Source organism: Saccharomonospora sp. (assembly GCF_027317685.1).
Lineage (GTDB): Bacteria > Actinomycetota > Actinomycetes > Mycobacteriales > Pseudonocardiaceae > Saccharomonospora.
Genome location: NZ_DAHVQP010000026.1, coordinates 1 through 15,304, shown reverse-complemented (window position 1 = coordinate 15,304; position 15,304 = coordinate 1). Strand labels below are relative to the sequence as shown.

Genomic DNA, 15,304 nt, shown 5'->3' with positions numbered 1-15,304 from the left:
AACGCGCCGCGATTCTCTTAACCGGGACGACACGTTTGTTGACCTCGTGCCAGGGGAGTGGGTGAAGATCAACCTTTCTCTGTGCAACGGTCAGTAGATTTTTCGGAGCGTGAGCGCGGGGCCGCCCACCCGAACGGCCGCATGGCAGGCTTGGAGCATGGCCGAACTTGGAACCCTGGTGCTGCTGCGACACGGGCAGAGCACGTGGAATGCGGAGAACCTGTTCACCGGCTGGGTCGACGTCCCGCTGTCCGAACAAGGGGAGACCGAAGCCCGGCGCGGCGGTGAGTTGCTCGTCGAGGCGGGCCTGCTGCCCGACGTCGTCCACACGTCTCTGCTGCGGCGCGCTATCTCGACGGCGAACATCGCCCTCGACGTCGCCGACCGCCATTGGATCGACGTGCGGCGCGACTGGCGGCTCAACGAGCGTCACTACGGTGCCCTGCAGGGCAAGAACAAGAAGGAGACGCTGGAGCAGTTCGGCGAGGAACAGTTCATGCTGTGGCGCCGTTCCTACGACACTCCGCCGCCGCCCATCGAGCCCGGCAGCGAGTACAGCCAGGACGGCGACGCGCGCTACGCCGGACTCGGCGACAGGATGCCGGCCACCGAATGCCTCAAGGACGTGGTGGAACGGCTGCTGCCGTACTGGGAGTCCGCCATCGTCCCCGACCTGCGGGCCGGGAAGACGGTGCTGATCGCGGCGCACGGCAACTCGCTGCGGGCGTTGGTCAAGCAGCTCGACGGCATCTCCGACGACGACATCGCAGGACTCAACATCCCCACCGGTATCCCCCTGCGTTACGACCTCGACGAGACCCTCAAGCCCACCAACCCCGGCGGTACCTACCTCGACCCCGAGGAGGCGAAGAAGGCCGCCGCGGCCGTGGCGAGCCAAGGGCGTTGAGCCGAGCGCCGAGTCGTGTCGAGGACCGTGGACGGACGGGCGTCGTCCGGGCCGTCCACGGCCATTCGGTGAACGGTCGGTGACACGACGGCTAACAAGTGCCGTGAAGGTGTCACGACCATCACGAGAAGGCTTCCAAGACTAGGCTTTTCGGCTGTTTTCGTGTCTACGATGCGAGCGTGACGGCGCCCGCTTCGTTCGCGCTGGCCCTTGCCGCTTCAGTGGTCGGCCTGCTCGTCGGCTTCCTCATCGGCCGGTTCCGACTCACCTACAACCGCATGCGCCCGCAAGGACCTACGACAGCTCAGTTACTGGAACGGTTCGTCCGCTCGTCCAACAGCGGCGTTCTGATGCTCAACCGGTTCGGCGACCTGGTGCTTCACAACCACCGCGCCGAGGATCTCGGTCTCGTCCGGAACAACCGGGTCGACGTGCGAGCGCGTAAGGCAGCCGAGCAGGTCGCGGACAGTGAAGTGCCCACCGAGATCGATCTGTCCCCGCTGGCCGTGCGCAGGCGGGGGCCCGAGGCCGTGCTCGGCGAAGTGAGACCGCTCGGGGACGGTTTCACCGTGGTGGAGGCCGCCGACCATTCGGACGCCGTGCGGTTGGAGGCCACGCGGCGGGATTTCGTGGCCAACGTCAGTCACGAGTTGAAGACCCCGGTCGGAGCCATCGCGGTGCTCGCCGAAGCGGTGCTCGACGCGGCCGACGACGCCGACGAGGTCCGCCGGTTCGGCGAGAAGATCCTGCGCGAGTCCACCAGGCTGGGCAAGCTCGTGACCGAACTGATCGCGCTGTCGCGGCTACAGGGCGCCGAGAAGCTGCCCGAGCTCACCGTCGTGGACATCGACACGGTGGTGGACGAGGCGTTGGGACGTACGCGACTCGCCGCCGAGTCGGCCGGCATCGACATCACCACCGACAGCGCCAGCGGTCTTGCCGTGGAAGGCGACCGCACCTTGTTGGTCACCGCGCTGTCGAACCTGTTGGACAACGCTGTGGCGTATTCCCCGGCGGGCTCGCCCGTGTCGATCAGCCGAAAGCTGGTGGACGGCTATGTCGAGGTCGCCGTCACCGACAGGGGGATCGGCATCGCCGAGGCCGACCAGCAGCGCGTGTTCGAGCGTTTCTACCGTTCCGACAAGGCGCGTTCCCGTGCCACGGGCGGCACCGGCCTCGGGCTGGCCATCGTCAAGCACGTCGCCGCCAACCACGGCGGGGAGGTGCGGTTGTGGAGCAGCCCGGGCGTGGGCTCCACGTTCACACTGCGCGTCCCCGTTCACCCGGAGGCCACGGACGTACGGGAACAGGTCCCGTCCGCCCCGGTGGCCATGTCCGCCCCGGCGGCCACGTCCGTCCCGGCGGCCATGCCCGCCCCGGCCGTTCCGCCCGAGCCGAACAGGCGGGTCGAGCAGGCCGTGCACGCGGTCCCACAGAAAAGCACCGGAGGAGGAGAAGCGTCGTGACGAGGGTGCTGATCGTCGAGGACGAGGAGTCGTTCGCCGACCCGCTGGCCTTCCTGCTGCGGAAGGAGGGATTCACGGCGGCGGTCGCCACCGACGGACAGCAGGCTCTCGAGGAGTTCGACCGCAACGGCGCCGACATCGTCCTGCTCGATCTCATGCTGCCCGGGATGAGCGGCACCGACGTGTGCCGGGAGTTGCGCCAGCGCTCCAGCGTGCCGGTGATCATGGTGACGGCGCGGGACAGCGAGATCGACAAGGTGGTGGGCCTCGAGCTGGGAGCCGACGACTACGTCACCAAGCCGTATTCGGCGCGCGAGCTCATCGCCAGGGTGCGGGCCGTGTTGCGCAGAGGCGGGGAGGCGGGCGATGCCCAGCAGGAGCAGCCCGTGCTGACCGGTGGCCCCGTGCGTATGGACGTCGATCGGCACGTGGTGACGGTGAACGGCGAAGAGGTGTCGCTGCCGCTGAAGGAGTTCGACCTTTTGGAGTATCTCCTTCGTAACGCCGGACGAGTGCTGACCCGCAACCAGCTCATCGACCGGGTGTGGGGAGCCGACTACGTCGGAGACACCAAGACGCTGGATGTGCACGTCAAACGGCTGCGGTCGAAGATCGAGCCGGAGCCCGGTTCGCCCCGCTACCTGGTCACCGTGCGCGGCCTCGGCTATAAGTTCGAGCCCTGAACGAGGCGTCGTTCGCCGCAGTACGGCGACCGCCGAACGTCCGACCGCCTAGGTCACAGCGGGATCACGTGGGCGGACGGTACCGTAGGGCTTTGTGCGCCTAGGGGTACTCGACGTCGGGTCGAACACCGTCCACCTGTTGGTGGTGGACGCCCATCGTGGTGCCCGCCCGATGCCGATGCACTCCGAGAAGGCGGTGCTGAGGATCATCGAGCGGATAGGTGTCGACGGCGAGCTGGACAAGAAGGTGGTCGACGAGCTGGTGCTCGCGGTCGCCCAGGCTCGTGACTCGGCTCAGCGGCTGGGTTGCGAGGAGCTCCTGGCGTTCGCGACCTCGGCGATCAGGGACGCCGACAACGCCGACGCGGTGTTGGCGCGGATCGCCGACGAGACCGGCATCGAGCTTCGCGTGCTGACCGGTGAGCAGGAAGCCAGGTTGACGTTTCTGGCGGTGCGCCGCTGGTTCGGCTGGTCGGCGGGCAGACTGCTGGTGCTGGACATCGGTGGTGGCTCGCTGGAGGTCGCCATGGGGGCCGACGAGGAGCCCGAACTGGCCGAGTCGTTGCCGGTGGGGGCGGGGCGCATCACCCGGACCCGGTTCGCCAACGACCCGCCGACCCGGGCGGAAGTGGTTTCGACGACCGCGTGGTTGGACGACCGGCTCGGTGAGTTGGCCGACCATGTCTCCGCAGTGGGCGTGCCGGACAGGGTCGTGGGGACCTCCAAGACTCTTCGGTCCCTGGCGCGGTTGACCGGGGCGGCACCGTCGTCGGCGGGTCCTCATGTCCGTCGGGTGCTCAACCACACCGGGCTGCGCCAGCTCATCGCTTTCATCTCCCGTATGTCGTCAGACGACCTGGCGCAGCTGGAGGGCGTGAGCGTCAGCAGGGCCCACCAGCTCGTCGCGGGTGCTCTTGTGGCGGAAAGCACGATGCGGGTGCTGTCTTTGGATTCCCTGGAAATCTGCCCCTGGGCACTCCGGGAGGGTGTCATTCTGCAACGGTTGGACCACTCCGACGGCGCAGACCGGACCGCGCTGTTGACCGGCTGGAGGCGGGGCGCATGATGCCTGGGTTCAGACTGGACGTAACGAGCAGGCGACGGGCACGGTGGAAGGGATGACTCGAGACAGCGGCGGCGAGCGGGCACAGAAGACTGTGGCCGAGCTTCTCGCCGAGCATGGCGGACAGGTCGGTGGCACACCACGCCGCCGGCGGCGTCGCGCTGCCGAGGACGGCGACGCATCCGGTGGTCGTCAGCCCGGGATCGCCGACACGGCTCCGCAGGCGATCATCGATCGGGTCCGTGCTGAGGCGCCGCCTCCCGGGCCGACCTCACGTGGTGGTGGCCCCGCGAACGGGCGTTCCCAGGCAGGCGAGGAACCTCGTCGTGGCCGTGTCGGCCAGCCGCGTACGGGACCGCAGAAGTTGCCGCCCCGGCCGCCGCAGGGCTCGGGTTCTTATCCCGCTCCCGGCGGTGAGGACGCCGGGCGGCCGCCGTTGCCGCCCCGTGGCCGCGGTGCCAGGCAGCAGGGCGCGCAGCCCGCGTCCCCACCGACGTCCCCACCGACGCAGTCGAGTCTTCCTCCCAGCAGCACCCACAGCACCGGGTACGGCAAGCCGGTGGCCAACGGTTTCCGGCCGCCACAGCAGCCACAGCCGCCACAGCAGCCGCCGCAGAACACCGGGTCCAGCCCGATGCCGCCCGGTGGGGGTGCCGTGTCGGGAGGTGCGGGTCCGCAGCCGGGGGGTCCCGGCGCGCAGAAACCGAACCAGGCGCAGCAGGGGCCGCCGCGTGACGTGGCGGACCGGATGAACGCCACCCGCCGAGTGCCCGCACCGGTGCCGCCGCCCACGAAGGCACCCGCGCAGGAGGGGACGTTGGCGGCACGGCTCGACGGTCTCGACGACACCGACGAGCCGGACACCCAGCAGCCCGCCCAGTCGTCGACGCCGCAGCAGGGCGGTCCGACGCCGCGTTCCGGCGCGTTTCCGATGCCGTCGCGCAGGCGCAGGCCGCCGAGGACGGCGCCCGCGCCGCCGCCGGAGCCCAGCACCGAGCAGTTTCCGGCCGTGGCGGAGAACGACGCCGAGAAGACGGCGCTGGCCGAGCCGGTGCATCCCGACGAGCCGCCCGCGGGATTGTCGAGCTGGCCGGGCGGACGCGGTGGCGACGGTAAGACCGGCCGACCCACGGACTCGCCCGAGTCGGCGAACGAGGCCACACAGGTCGGTGTCGCTGCCGTCCTGGAGTCCGATTCCGACGATGACGACGGCGCGGACACGGGCTACTACGTGCCCGACTTCGACGACGACGAGGACGATTTCGACGGTCCGAGTAACCGGACCGGTGTGCTCAGCGACGATCCGCTCGGCGAGGACGATGACGATTCGCTTGGCGACTACGGCACGCGGTACGCGGCCTACGGCGACGATCTGTACGCCGATTCGTACGCCGACGACTACGACTACGGTGACGCCGACTCCGACGAGCGCGCCGACGATTCCGAGGACGGCGAGGGCGGTGAGAACGACGAGAACGACGACGAGCCCGCGCCCAGGAAACGCAGGTTCGGCAGAGCACGCAAGGCCGACACCGCCGACGCCGCCGATACGTCCGACGCCGCCGAGGATGACGCCGACGACGTGGACGGTTCGCCGGCCAAGCAATGGCTCGTGCTTGCCGGACAGCTCGCACTCGGCGTGGCCGGTGGCGCCGGTGTGTGGCTGGGCTTCAACTGGCTGTGGGGCAGGTTGCCCGCCGCCGCGTTGATCGCGGCGTTGGTGGTCACCGTCGGGCTCGTGTGGGTGGTGCGCAAGGTGCGAAGGGCGGAGGACACCCAGACCACCGTGCTCGCACTGCTCGTCGGATTGGTGGTCACCGTGTCGCCCGCGGCGTTGTTGCTGGTGTCCCGGTAGAGAGCATGTTCTGACGTGGCGAGTCCGGAGATCGCGGTTACGCTTTCCACGGCCTCGGTGTGGCCGCTGAGAGCGAAGAGCGCCTTCGAACTGGCCGCGGACCTCGGCTACGACGGGGTCGAGGTGATGGTGTGGGTCGACCCCGACAGCCAGGACGTGGGCGCGCTGCGGCAGTACAGCAAGTCCACCGGCGTTCCCGTGCTGTCGGTGCACTCGCCCTCGCTGCTCATCACACAGCGGGTGTGGTCGCCGGATCCCGTGGTGCGCCTGCGGCGTTCGGTGGAAGCCGCGCTGGAGTTGGAGGCCCGCACCGTGGTCGTGCACCCGCCGTTCCGTTGGCAGCGCCGCTACGGCGCGGCCTTCGCCGACCTCGTGACCGAGCTGGAACAGGAGAGCGGGGTGGCCATCGCGGTGGAGAATATGTTCACGGTGCGTCCGCCCGGTAGTGGCCGCAACGTGCGGGTGTCGGCGTTCCGGCCGTCCATCGACCCGACCGATGTCGGTTACGCGCACTACACGCTCGATCTGTCGCACACGGCCGCCGAGGGCATGGACGCGTTGGCGCTTGCCGACCGGATGGGGTCCGGTCTGTCGCACGTGCACCTGGCCGACGGCACGGGAGCCCCCAAGGACGAGCATCTGGTGCCCGGCCGCGGCAACCAGCCGTGTGCCGAACTGTTGGAGCGGCTGGTGAAGCAGGGCTACGAAGGCAGCGTGGTGTTGGAGGTCAACACGCGAGCGGCCAAGTACCCCGCCCGCCGGGTGGCCGATCTCGCCGAGGCGTTGTTGTTCGCCCGCCTTCATCTCGGCCAGTGACCGGGCGGCCCTCGGCCGAACCGGGGAAAATATGATCATCGGGCGGGTTGGCACCACTTTTCGGCTCCAGACCCGTAGAGTTTGCGTTGTGGAGCCGCTGCGATCGTTGATCCTCGCCGCCGCCGACAACGACGTGATCCGGCGGGTGGTCGCCACAGCGCCGGGTAGTCGACAGATCGTCGCACGTTTCGTCGCGGGTGACACCGTCGCGGACGCGTTGAGGGTGGTCCAGACCCTTGCTGCCGACGGCAGGCACGCCACATTGGACTATCTGGGCGAGTACACAAGCGATCCCGAGTTGGCCGAACGGACGGTTGGTACCTACCTGCGGTTGTTGGACGAGTTGGCCGCGCGCAAGCTGGCCGAGCACGCCGAGGTGAGTGTGAAACTGTCCGCACTGACGGTGAACGGCGACGAGGTGCTGGCTTCCCGCAACCTCGGCCGGATCTGCGAAGCCGCCGCCGACTGCGGCACCACCGTGACCGTCGACATGGAGGACCACACCACCACCGACATGACGTTACGGGTGGTCGAGAAGGCACGCCGCAACCGGCCGTGGGTGGGGGCCGTGGTGCAGTCGTACCTCCGTCGCACCGAGTCGGACGTCGCCGCGCTGGCGTACGAGGGGTCGAGGGTCCGACTGTGCAAGGGGGCCTACGCCGAGCCCGCCGCGGTCGCGTTCGTCGACGACCACGAGGTCGACCTCAGCTACGTGCGGTGCGCCAACGCCTTGCTGGAAGGGGGTGCCTACGCCATGTTCGCAACGCACGATCCCCGACTGGTGAACGTGTTGCGGCAGCGGACCCGTTGGTACGGCAGGCAACGAGGCAGCTACGAGTACCAGATGCTGTACGGAATCCGGCCGGACGAACAGCGTCGGCTGGCCGCGGAAGGGGAGACCGTGCGCGTGTATGTGCCGTTCGGGGAGCAGTGGTACGGCTATCTGATGCGGCGGCTCGCGGAGCGTCCCGCGAACCTGGCGTTGTTCCTCCGAGCCTTGGTCAGCCGTTCGTGAACTCGATCGACTCGGAGCCGGTGTCGCTCGCCGCCGCCTGTGACGTGCGTTCGTTGGGGGATGGCACGTTCACCGCCGATCTGCGGCAGGAGTGGTCGATCGACAAGCACCCGCACGGCGGGTTTCTGTTGGCGCTGTTGGCGAAGGCCGCGATCAGGGCACTGTCCGAGGCGGGTGAACCGCCCGTGGACCCACTCGCGGTGAGCGCCGAATTCTTGTACGCTCCCGCTCTCGGCCCGGTGTTGTTGCGCACCGACATCCGCAAGATCGGTAGGCGGGTCACCGTGGTGGCGGTCAGCCTGGAACAGCGGGGACGCAGTTGCGTGGAGGCGCGCGTGACAGCGGGCAGACTGCCTCTGAGGCCCCCCGCGTGGAACGACGTTCCCGCATTGCCCGCCGAACCACCCCCGAACGCGGTGATGTTGTCGGGCAGGACCTCCGAAGGTCTGTTCCACCTCGCCCGGGGTTGCGATGTGAGAGTGGACCCGGCCACGGCCGGCTATCTCGTCGGACGCAAGGACGACCCGCCGCGACTGCGGCTGTGGGCCCGGCCTCGACGCGGCGACATCGACCCGTACTTCGCGTTGCTGGCCGGTGATCTCAACCCTCCTGTGGTGTTTAACCTCGGCCGAACGGGCTGGGCGCCGACGGTCCAACTCACCGCTTTGCTGCGGGCCCGACCACACCCGGGGTGGTTGCGTATCCAGGTCGACTCCCGAGTGGTCCAGGAAGGCTGGTTCGACTCCGACGCGATCGTGGTCGACAGCCAGGGCCGCATCGTGTGTCAGGCCAGGCAGTTGGCGTTGTCGCCCCTGCCGTGACAGCCGGCCGGGCCCGTGCGGCCGGTGCGCGGGCCCGGGAAAACACGGCTTACTGTTGCGGGTATGGGAACCATCGCGGTACTGGGTGCGGGCAAGATCGGTGAGGCGCTGCTGTCGGGACTGTTGAACGGGGGCCGTTCCGCGGAGGACCTGCTGTTCACCGAACGCCATCCCGAGAGGGCGGCGGAACTGGAGTCGCGTTACGGCATCACGAACGTGACCCTGGAGGAGGCCGCGGCCCGGGCCGAGCTGCTCGTATTCGCGGTCAAACCGCAGGACATCGACCCCGTGCTCGCCGAACTCGCGCCCATCCTGCGGCCGTCCTCGCTCGTGGTCTCCCTGTGCGCCGGGTTGCCCACGTCGCTGTTCGAACGACGGCTGCCCGCGAACACACCCGTGGTGCGGGTGATGCCCAACACCCCGATGCTCGTCGGTGAGGCCATGAGCGCCGTGTCACCCGGCAGCCACGCCACCCGAGAACACGTGCGGATCGTCACCGAACTGTTGAGCTGTGTCGGCAAGGTCGTCGAGGTGCCGGAATCGCAGCAGGACGCGGTCACCGCGCTGTCGGGTTCGGGACCGGCCTACTTCTTCTACCTCGTCGAGGCGATGATCGACGCGGGCATTCTGTTGGGCCTGCCCAGGGCGGTGGCCGAAAAACTCATCGTCCAGTCCGCCGTCGGCGCGGCCAAGATGCTCGACGAGGGCACGGGCCATCCCGTTCTGCTGAGGGAAGCGGTGACCTCGCCCGCGGGCACCACCATCAACGCCATCCGCGAACTGGAGAACCACGGTGTGCGCGCGGCGTTGCTGGCGGCCATCGAGGCGGCCCGGGACCGGTCGGTCGAACTCGGCCGGGCCCAGCAGGACTGATTTCGAGGGCGGTTTCGGCGCTCACTTCGCTACTCACACGGTCGGTGACTTGCGGTGTTGCCTCCGTCCGGGTGTCCTGTTTCCCCTCGACAGGCGTCGCACCAGCCCCGTTGGTCCCGCTACCCTCGACAGAAGCACGCGCGTGTCGGTACCGCTCGGTGGGGAAGTCGAGCGGCACGGCGCGTGGCAAGGGACACGGTGAACTGTTATGCCGCCGAATGAGCAAGAGGACAGGCCGGAAACCCGACACGTCCAGTTTCTGACGGTCGCCGAGGTGGCCACGCTGATGCGGGTCTCCAAGATGACCGTCTACCGACTCGTACATTCCGGAGAGCTGCCCGCCGTACGCGTCGGCAAGTCGTTCCGGGTGCCCGAGAAGGCCGTCCACGGGTACCTCGACAACGCCTACTTCGATGCGGGATAGCACTTCGAGGTAGGAGGGCCGCGCAGCCACGCCGAAGTGCCCGAGTAACCTGGAAGGTCGTTTGAGACCGACCGTTAGGAGCGTGGCGTGGGCTCGGTAATCAAGAAGCGCCGTAAGCGCATGTCCAAGAAGAAACACCGCAAGATGCTTCGCCGCACGCGAGTGCAGCGTCGCAAGCAGGGTAAGTGAGGCCGCAGGCCCGCGGGTGTCGGCACGGCCGCGACGAAGCGATCGTCGAAGAGGCCGGGCGCATGCGCCGGATCGACCCCGGCGCCTCTGTGTCGGGGTAGCATCCGCCCTGGCCAGCACTGTCCGGGGTCGCGACCGCGCCTGTCACACGGGGGTCTGATGCCGTCGAACATCGTCCTGGTCACCGGAGTCTCCGGTGAGCTGGGCGGACGGTTGTTGTCGAGGTTGGGCGCCTGTCCCGGCTTCGACCGGATCGTCGGCGTGGACACCTCGCCTCCGAGCAGAGGTGTGTTACGTCAACTCGGCCGACTCGGTCGGGTCGAGTTCGTCCGGGCCGACATCCGCAACCCCCTGTTAGCCAAGATCATGACATCCGCGAAGGTGGACACGGTGGTCCACGCCGGTCCCATGTGCCACCCCGCGGGCTCCGGCGGAGATTCCTCCGCCAAGGAAACCAACGTCATCGGCACGATGCGGCTGCTGGCGGCATGCCAGAACTCGCCGTACGTCCGAAAACTCGTCGTGGCCTCGACCACGGCGGTCTACGGGGCCTCACCGCGTTCGCAGGCCGTATTCACCGAGGACGCGGAACTCATCCCCACCGTGGCGTCCGGCTACTCGAAGGACGCCGTCGAACTGGAAGGCTACGTGCGCGGCTTCGCGCGTCGCCGCCTCGACGTCGAAGTGACCACGCTGCGATTCGCCGACATCGTGGCTCCCGACTTCGACACCGTTTTCTCCCGGTACTTCTCACTGCCGCTCGTCCCGACCGTGCTCGGATTCGACTCGCGGTTGCAGTTTCTGCACGCCGAGGACGCGCTCGCCGTGCTCGAACGGGCCACGACCGAAGAGAAGCCGGGCGTGTTCAACGTCGCGGGCGACGGTGTGCTCACGCTGTCCCAAGCGATCAGGCGAGCCGGGCGGGCGCCACTACCCCTTCCTCGCCTCGCCATGTCACCCGTCGGCAAAGTGCTCCGCAACGCGCGCACCGTGAACGTCTCGGCCGACCTCGTGCGGCTACTGAACTTCGGCCGTGTCGTGGACACGACGAGACTGACCCGTGAGTTCGGGTACTCGCCTCGGTGGACGACTCGACAGGCGTTCGACGAGGCCGTGAGAGCGACCACGTCTTTGAGGGGGAGGTTGCGACAGTGAAGCCGCAAGGTGCGGCCCGGGTGGTGCCGCTGCCCTCGGCGGGTTCGCGCGGCGAACCGAACACAGGAGCGAATGTGGTGCCGTTTCCCGGCCGCGTCGGCCCCCAACGAAGCACCGGTCCGTCGAGCCTCACCGATTTCGTGCGCCGCCGGATCACCGGCGACTACCGGGTCGACGAGTTCGGATTCGACCCTGAGCTCACCGAAACCGTGTTGTTCCCGCTGCTGCGTCCGCTCTACGACCACTGGTTCCGTGTCAGCACCCACGGCCTCGACAACATCCCCGCCGAAGGCGGCGCACTGTTGGTGTCGAACCACTCCGGCGTGCTGCCGCTCGACGCCGTGATGACCGCGCTCGCCATCCACGACGAACACCCCGCCCAACGGTTCCTGCGCATGCTCGGCGCCGACCTCGTGTTCGACACCCCCGTGCTCGGATCGCTGGCGCGTAAGACGGGCCAGACATTGGCATGCCACCCCGACGCCGAGCGCCTGTTGTGTGACGGCGAGCTGGTGGGAGTGTGGCCGGAAGGGTTCAAAGGCGTCGGCAAGTCGTTCTCGGCACGGTACAAGCTCCAACGCTTCGGACGCGGGGGGTTCGTGTCGGCGGCCCTGCGGACCGGAGTGCCGATTATCCCGTGCGCCGTCGTGGGGGCCGAGGAGATCTACCCCAAGATCGGCGACATCCGACCGTTGGCCCGGCTACTGCGACTGCCCTATTTCCCCGTCACACCGTTTTTTCCGCTGCTGGGGCCACTGGGGACGATCCCACTGCCGACGAAATGGCACATCGAGTTCGGTGAGCCGATCCGCACCGACGACTACGCCGCCGACGCCGCCGACGACCAGCTGCTGGTGCTGACCCTCACCGACCGCATCCGCGAGAGCATCCAGACCCTGCTGTACCGCAGGCTGTCCCAGCGCCGAGGTGTGTTCACCGGCTGAACGGCGACACACCGACGCCGTGTCCGCAGCCTGCGGACACGACTGGGGAGGGGTCAGGCGACGCGTTTGCGGTGGGCCAGGCCCGCGGCCACGGCGCCCGCCACGGCACCCGCTCCCAATACCGAGGGCACGCCGATCTTGGCGGCCTTGCGGCCGGTGCGGAAGTCGCGGATCTCCCAGCCCCGGGCGCGGGCGGCCTCCCGCAGCCCCGCGTCGGGGTTGACGGCCACGGCCGTGCCCACCACCGACAGCATCGGAACGTCGTTCTGGGAGTCGGAGTAGGCCGTGCAGCGACGCAGGTCGAGACCCTCGCGCGCGGCGAGTGCCCGCACGGCGTGCGCCTTGGCCCGGCCGTGCAGCAGATCGCCGACGAGCCTGCCCGTGTACACGCCGTCCACGCTCTCGGCGACGGTGCCGAGTGCTCCGGTCAGGCCCAACCTGCGCGCGATGATCGCCGCGAGTTCCACGGGCGTGGCGGTCACCAGCCACACCCGCTGTCCCGCGTCGAGGTGCATCTGGGCGAGTGCACGGGTGCCCGCCCAGATCTTGTCGGCCATCAGCTCGTCGTAGATCTCCTCGCCGATGGCCACCATCTCCTCGACGGTGCGGCCTGCCACGAAGGACAGCGCCTGCTCCCGGCTGGACTGCATGCCCTGGTGGTTCTCCCTGCCACCGACGCGGAACTTGACCTGTTGCCAGGCGAACCCGGCCAGGTCGGAGGTGCTGAAGTATTTGCGGGCGGCCAGTCCTCTGGCGAAGTGGAAGATGGACGCGCCCATCATCATCGTGTTGTCGACGTCGAAGAACGCCGCTGCCGTGAGGTCTTGGGGAACGGACGGGGGTTTGGCAGCTTCGTGTGGCTCCGGTTCGGCATCCGGTTCGGTCTCCGCCTCGGCCGTCGCGAGCGAAGCGGCTTCCATCGCGACGGCGGCGTCGGCCGAAGCCTCGCCCGCGAGTGCCGCGAGTCGCTCGCGTTCCCGTCTCTTACCGCGCCCCCACCATCGAGACACGCACACCGCCTCCATACGTAGGTTGCCTCCGGCGCCTTGTCACAGAGTAACGAGAGACGGGCGTGCACCGGAGGGCTATCCGATCGTTACGGTGGGCAATCCCGGTAGCAGCGGAGCGATGCTGACCAGGGCGGGTTCCTCCGGCGGTGAGTCGGGCATGTGGGCCTGTGTGGGGGCCGGGACGGGGGCGGACACGGCGGGTGGCGGTGCCACGTCGGCAGGGTGTATGGACCCTTCGGGTCGTTCGGGGTCGGTGAGTTCCCGTGTCGTGTGGGGCAGGTCCACGACTGTGACCTGTGGCGGTTCCGGGGCCGGTGGCACGCCGTGTCGAGTGTGTTCGGTCCGCTCTTTGCGTTCCGTTCGGGTCGGTGGTCCCTGGGTGCGCGGCTCCTCGATGTGGGGAGAGAGGGAAGGCGGGGCGGCACACCTCCCTGTGGCGGGTAGGGAGCCGAGGTCGTCGGTGCGTGTCGAGGTGATCTCGTAGCAGTCCATGCGTTCGGACAGCGCCGTGGTGCGGTGTTCGATGCGGCGTAGGAGCGTGTCGAGGTCGTCGTTCACGGTGGCGGGCAGGGCATGGTCGAGTTCACCGAGTCGAGAGGATTCCCGCTGAGCCCAAGAGGACAACACGGAGAGTAGTTTTCCGTCGGATCGGGTGGCCAGTGCGGTGAGGCGGGAGGTGCCTTCGGTGGCGTGTTCCGTGAACTCTCGCAGGGCGAGGTGGTAGTCGGCGTCGTGGGCTCCGTGTCGGCCTAGCGTGGTCATCTCGTCGAGGCGGCGGGAGGCGTAGGACAGTCTTCGGACGGCATCGTCCTCCGCGTCGAAGGTCAGTCCGAGCGTGACGGTCTCCTGGGCGAGTTTGAGGTGGTAGAGCGGTTCGCCGGGGAGGGCGTCCTGCGCCAGCGATGTTCCCCAACCGGTCAGCGCGAGAAGCACGGAGAGCACGGAGAACGCGATGGCTGGCACGGATGCCGTCCGAGTCCGGGTCCGAGGTCGAGCCCGGGAAGGCTGGGCCGAGGCGGTGAGGCGTTGGGCGATGCGTTCGCGGGACCGGTCGTCGACCGTGACGGAGTCACCGAGTTTGCGCAGTGCCGCGACGACGGCGAGTTCGGCGTCGAAGGAGTCCGAGTCGACCCCGGAGTCGACGGCGCGGGCGAACCGTTCGTCGTCACGTCTGTGGGTGCGGAACCATGCCGCTCGGCTCACCGCCTCCGCCTCCACAACCGTTCGTCGACCTCGTCGCAACGAGCAACGAGCCACGGCCCGCTGTGGTTACGCGGCGGGCTTTCAGCGCAGGCCGTGGGGCAGCAGTTTGGCGAGGCGGCGCACGGCGCGGTGCTGCAGGGCTTTCACGGCGCCTTCGTTGCGCTGCATGATCGCGGCCGTTTCGGCCACCGAGTGGCCCTGGATGAACCGGAGGATGATGCATTCGCGCTGGTCATCACCCAGGTCGGCGATGCAGCGCAGCAGTTCGTCGCTGGTGGTCCTGCTGATGACCTCCTGTTCGGGCCCGGGGGCCGAGTTGGCGCGGGTGTCGCGTGCGCCGGGGTCGCTGACCTCGTCGGTGACGATCTCGAGTCGGAACCGACTGGACTTGACGTGGTCCAGCACGAGGTTGCGGGCGATGGTGGTGAACCAGGCGCCCACGTCGCGGCCTTGGTAGGAGATCGATGTGATGCGGCGCAGGGCGCGCAGGAACGTCTCGCTGGTGACGTCCTCGGCGAGGTGTCGGTCGCCGACGCGGAGGAGCACGTAACGGAAGACGTTGTCGACGTGCCGGTGGTAGAGCGTGGCGAAGGCGGTGGTGTCGCCGTGTTGTGCGGCGTGGACGAGTTCCCAGTTCTCGGCCACGGCCGAGTCGGTGGGTTCGGTGGTGTCGGTCGTGGTGTTCCGGGCGTCGTGGTCGGGCCGTGCTTTCGACAGCCGTACCGATTTCAGTCTCGCGGGCGCTGGACCAGCCGCAACAGCGATCGGCATGCTCACGTGTCGCACCTCCTCCGGGCCCTTTCCCGGCTTTGCGTGATCATCGCCACTACGTCGCCCGATGGAGCATACGTGTTGTTACCGCGAAGTAGGTAGTGGTGTG

General features: G+C 68.5%; 16 protein-coding genes. 13 read left to right on the top strand and 3 right to left on the bottom strand.

What is annotated here, in order from left to right:
- Nucleotides 1-157 precede the first annotated feature (157 nt).
- From M7H19_RS02645 to M7H19_RS02585, 13 genes are all read left to right on the top strand, one after another.
- Nucleotides 158-907, top strand: a complete 750-nt coding sequence (locus M7H19_RS02645; protein ID WP_298176670.1) for a phosphoglyceromutase — start codon at nucleotides 158-160, stop codon at nucleotides 905-907.
- A 179-nt stretch (nucleotides 908-1,086) separates the two neighbouring features.
- A complete protein-coding gene (locus tag M7H19_RS02640) occupies nucleotides 1,087-2,373 on the top strand; it encodes an ATP-binding protein (protein ID WP_298176667.1) in 1,287 nt (428 codons plus the stop codon).
- Nucleotides 2,370-3,056, top strand: coding sequence for a response regulator transcription factor (locus M7H19_RS02635; protein ID WP_298176665.1), 687 nt, complete (start codon nucleotides 2,370-2,372; stop codon nucleotides 3,054-3,056). Before M7H19_RS02640 ends, M7H19_RS02635 begins: the two co-directional genes overlap by 4 nt.
- A gap of 94 nt (nucleotides 3,057-3,150) precedes the next feature.
- The gene (locus M7H19_RS02630; RefSeq protein ID WP_298176662.1) at nucleotides 3,151-4,122 is read left to right on the top strand and encodes a Ppx/GppA phosphatase family protein; all 972 of its coding nucleotides are present in this window, start codon (nucleotides 3,151-3,153) and stop codon (nucleotides 4,120-4,122) included.
- A 52-nt stretch (nucleotides 4,123-4,174) separates the two neighbouring features.
- Nucleotides 4,175-5,974, top strand: a complete 1,800-nt coding sequence (locus M7H19_RS02625; RefSeq protein ID WP_298176660.1) for a hypothetical protein — start codon at nucleotides 4,175-4,177, stop codon at nucleotides 5,972-5,974.
- A gap of 15 nt (nucleotides 5,975-5,989) precedes the next feature.
- Nucleotides 5,990-6,790, top strand: coding sequence for a sugar phosphate isomerase/epimerase family protein (locus tag M7H19_RS02620; protein ID WP_298176656.1), 801 nt, complete (start codon nucleotides 5,990-5,992; stop codon nucleotides 6,788-6,790).
- 88 nt (nucleotides 6,791-6,878) lie between these two features.
- Nucleotides 6,879-7,805 (top strand): proline dehydrogenase family protein, encoded by a 927-nt coding sequence (locus M7H19_RS02615; RefSeq protein WP_298176654.1) that lies wholly within the window; start codon nucleotides 6,879-6,881, stop codon nucleotides 7,803-7,805.
- A complete protein-coding gene (locus M7H19_RS02610; protein WP_298176652.1) occupies nucleotides 7,802-8,626 on the top strand; it encodes a thioesterase family protein in 825 nt (274 codons plus the stop codon). The genes M7H19_RS02615 and M7H19_RS02610 overlap by 4 nt, the downstream gene beginning before the upstream one ends.
- A 63-nt stretch (nucleotides 8,627-8,689) precedes the next feature.
- A complete protein-coding gene (gene proC / locus M7H19_RS02605) occupies nucleotides 8,690-9,499 on the top strand; it encodes a pyrroline-5-carboxylate reductase (RefSeq protein WP_298176650.1) in 810 nt (269 codons plus the stop codon).
- Nucleotides 9,500-9,707: 208 nt separating this feature from the next.
- Entirely contained in the window at nucleotides 9,708-9,923 is a 216-nt protein-coding gene (locus M7H19_RS02600; RefSeq protein WP_298176647.1) for a helix-turn-helix domain-containing protein, read from the top strand.
- Between the two features lie 87 nt (nucleotides 9,924-10,010).
- Nucleotides 10,011-10,112, top strand: coding sequence for an AURKAIP1/COX24 domain-containing protein (locus M7H19_RS02595; protein WP_298176646.1), 102 nt, complete (start codon nucleotides 10,011-10,013; stop codon nucleotides 10,110-10,112).
- Between the two features lie 159 nt (nucleotides 10,113-10,271).
- The gene (locus M7H19_RS02590; RefSeq protein ID WP_298176644.1) at nucleotides 10,272-11,267 is read left to right on the top strand and encodes an NAD-dependent epimerase/dehydratase family protein; all 996 of its coding nucleotides are present in this window, start codon (nucleotides 10,272-10,274) and stop codon (nucleotides 11,265-11,267) included.
- 77 nt (nucleotides 11,268-11,344) lie between these two features.
- Entirely contained in the window at nucleotides 11,345-12,211 is an 867-nt protein-coding gene (locus M7H19_RS02585) for a lysophospholipid acyltransferase family protein (protein WP_298176790.1), read from the top strand.
- Nucleotides 12,212-12,264: 53 nt separating this feature from the next.
- Here M7H19_RS02585 and M7H19_RS02580 read toward each other — a convergent pair whose 3' ends face one another.
- The 3 genes from M7H19_RS02580 to M7H19_RS02570 form a co-directional block, all read right to left on the bottom strand.
- On the bottom strand, nucleotides 12,265-13,236 hold the full coding sequence (locus M7H19_RS02580) for an HAD-IB family hydrolase (RefSeq protein ID WP_298176642.1): 972 nt from the start codon (nucleotides 13,234-13,236) through the stop codon (nucleotides 12,265-12,267).
- 60 nt (nucleotides 13,237-13,296) lie between these two features.
- The gene (locus tag M7H19_RS02575; RefSeq protein ID WP_298176640.1) at nucleotides 13,297-14,424 is read right to left on the bottom strand and encodes a DUF5667 domain-containing protein; all 1,128 of its coding nucleotides are present in this window, start codon (nucleotides 14,422-14,424) and stop codon (nucleotides 13,297-13,299) included.
- Nucleotides 14,425-14,505: 81 nt separating this feature from the next.
- Nucleotides 14,506-15,201, bottom strand: coding sequence for a sigma-70 family RNA polymerase sigma factor (locus M7H19_RS02570; protein ID WP_298176637.1), 696 nt, complete (start codon nucleotides 15,199-15,201; stop codon nucleotides 14,506-14,508).
- Nucleotides 15,202-15,304 lie beyond the last annotated feature (103 nt).

What these genes read in the sequence shown, in the direction of transcription:
- M7H19_RS02645 (WP_298176670.1), top strand. Translation starts at nt 158, where the DNA reads ATGGCCGAACTTGGAACCCTGGTGCTGCTGCGACACGGGCAGAGCACG.
- M7H19_RS02625 (WP_298176660.1), top strand. Translation starts at nt 4,175, where the DNA reads ATGACTCGAGACAGCGGCGGCGAGCGGGCACAGAAGACTGTGGCCGAG.
- proC (WP_298176650.1), top strand. Translation starts at nt 8,690, where the DNA reads ATGGGAACCATCGCGGTACTGGGTGCGGGCAAGATCGGTGAGGCGCTG.
- M7H19_RS02600 (WP_298176647.1), top strand. Translation starts at nt 9,708, where the DNA reads ATGCCGCCGAATGAGCAAGAGGACAGGCCGGAAACCCGACACGTCCAG.
- M7H19_RS02590 (WP_298176644.1), top strand. Translation starts at nt 10,272, where the DNA reads ATGCCGTCGAACATCGTCCTGGTCACCGGAGTCTCCGGTGAGCTGGGC.
- M7H19_RS02580 (WP_298176642.1), bottom strand. Translation starts at nt 13,236, where the DNA reads ATGGAGGCGGTGTGCGTGTCTCGATGGTGGGGGCGCGGTAAGAGACGG.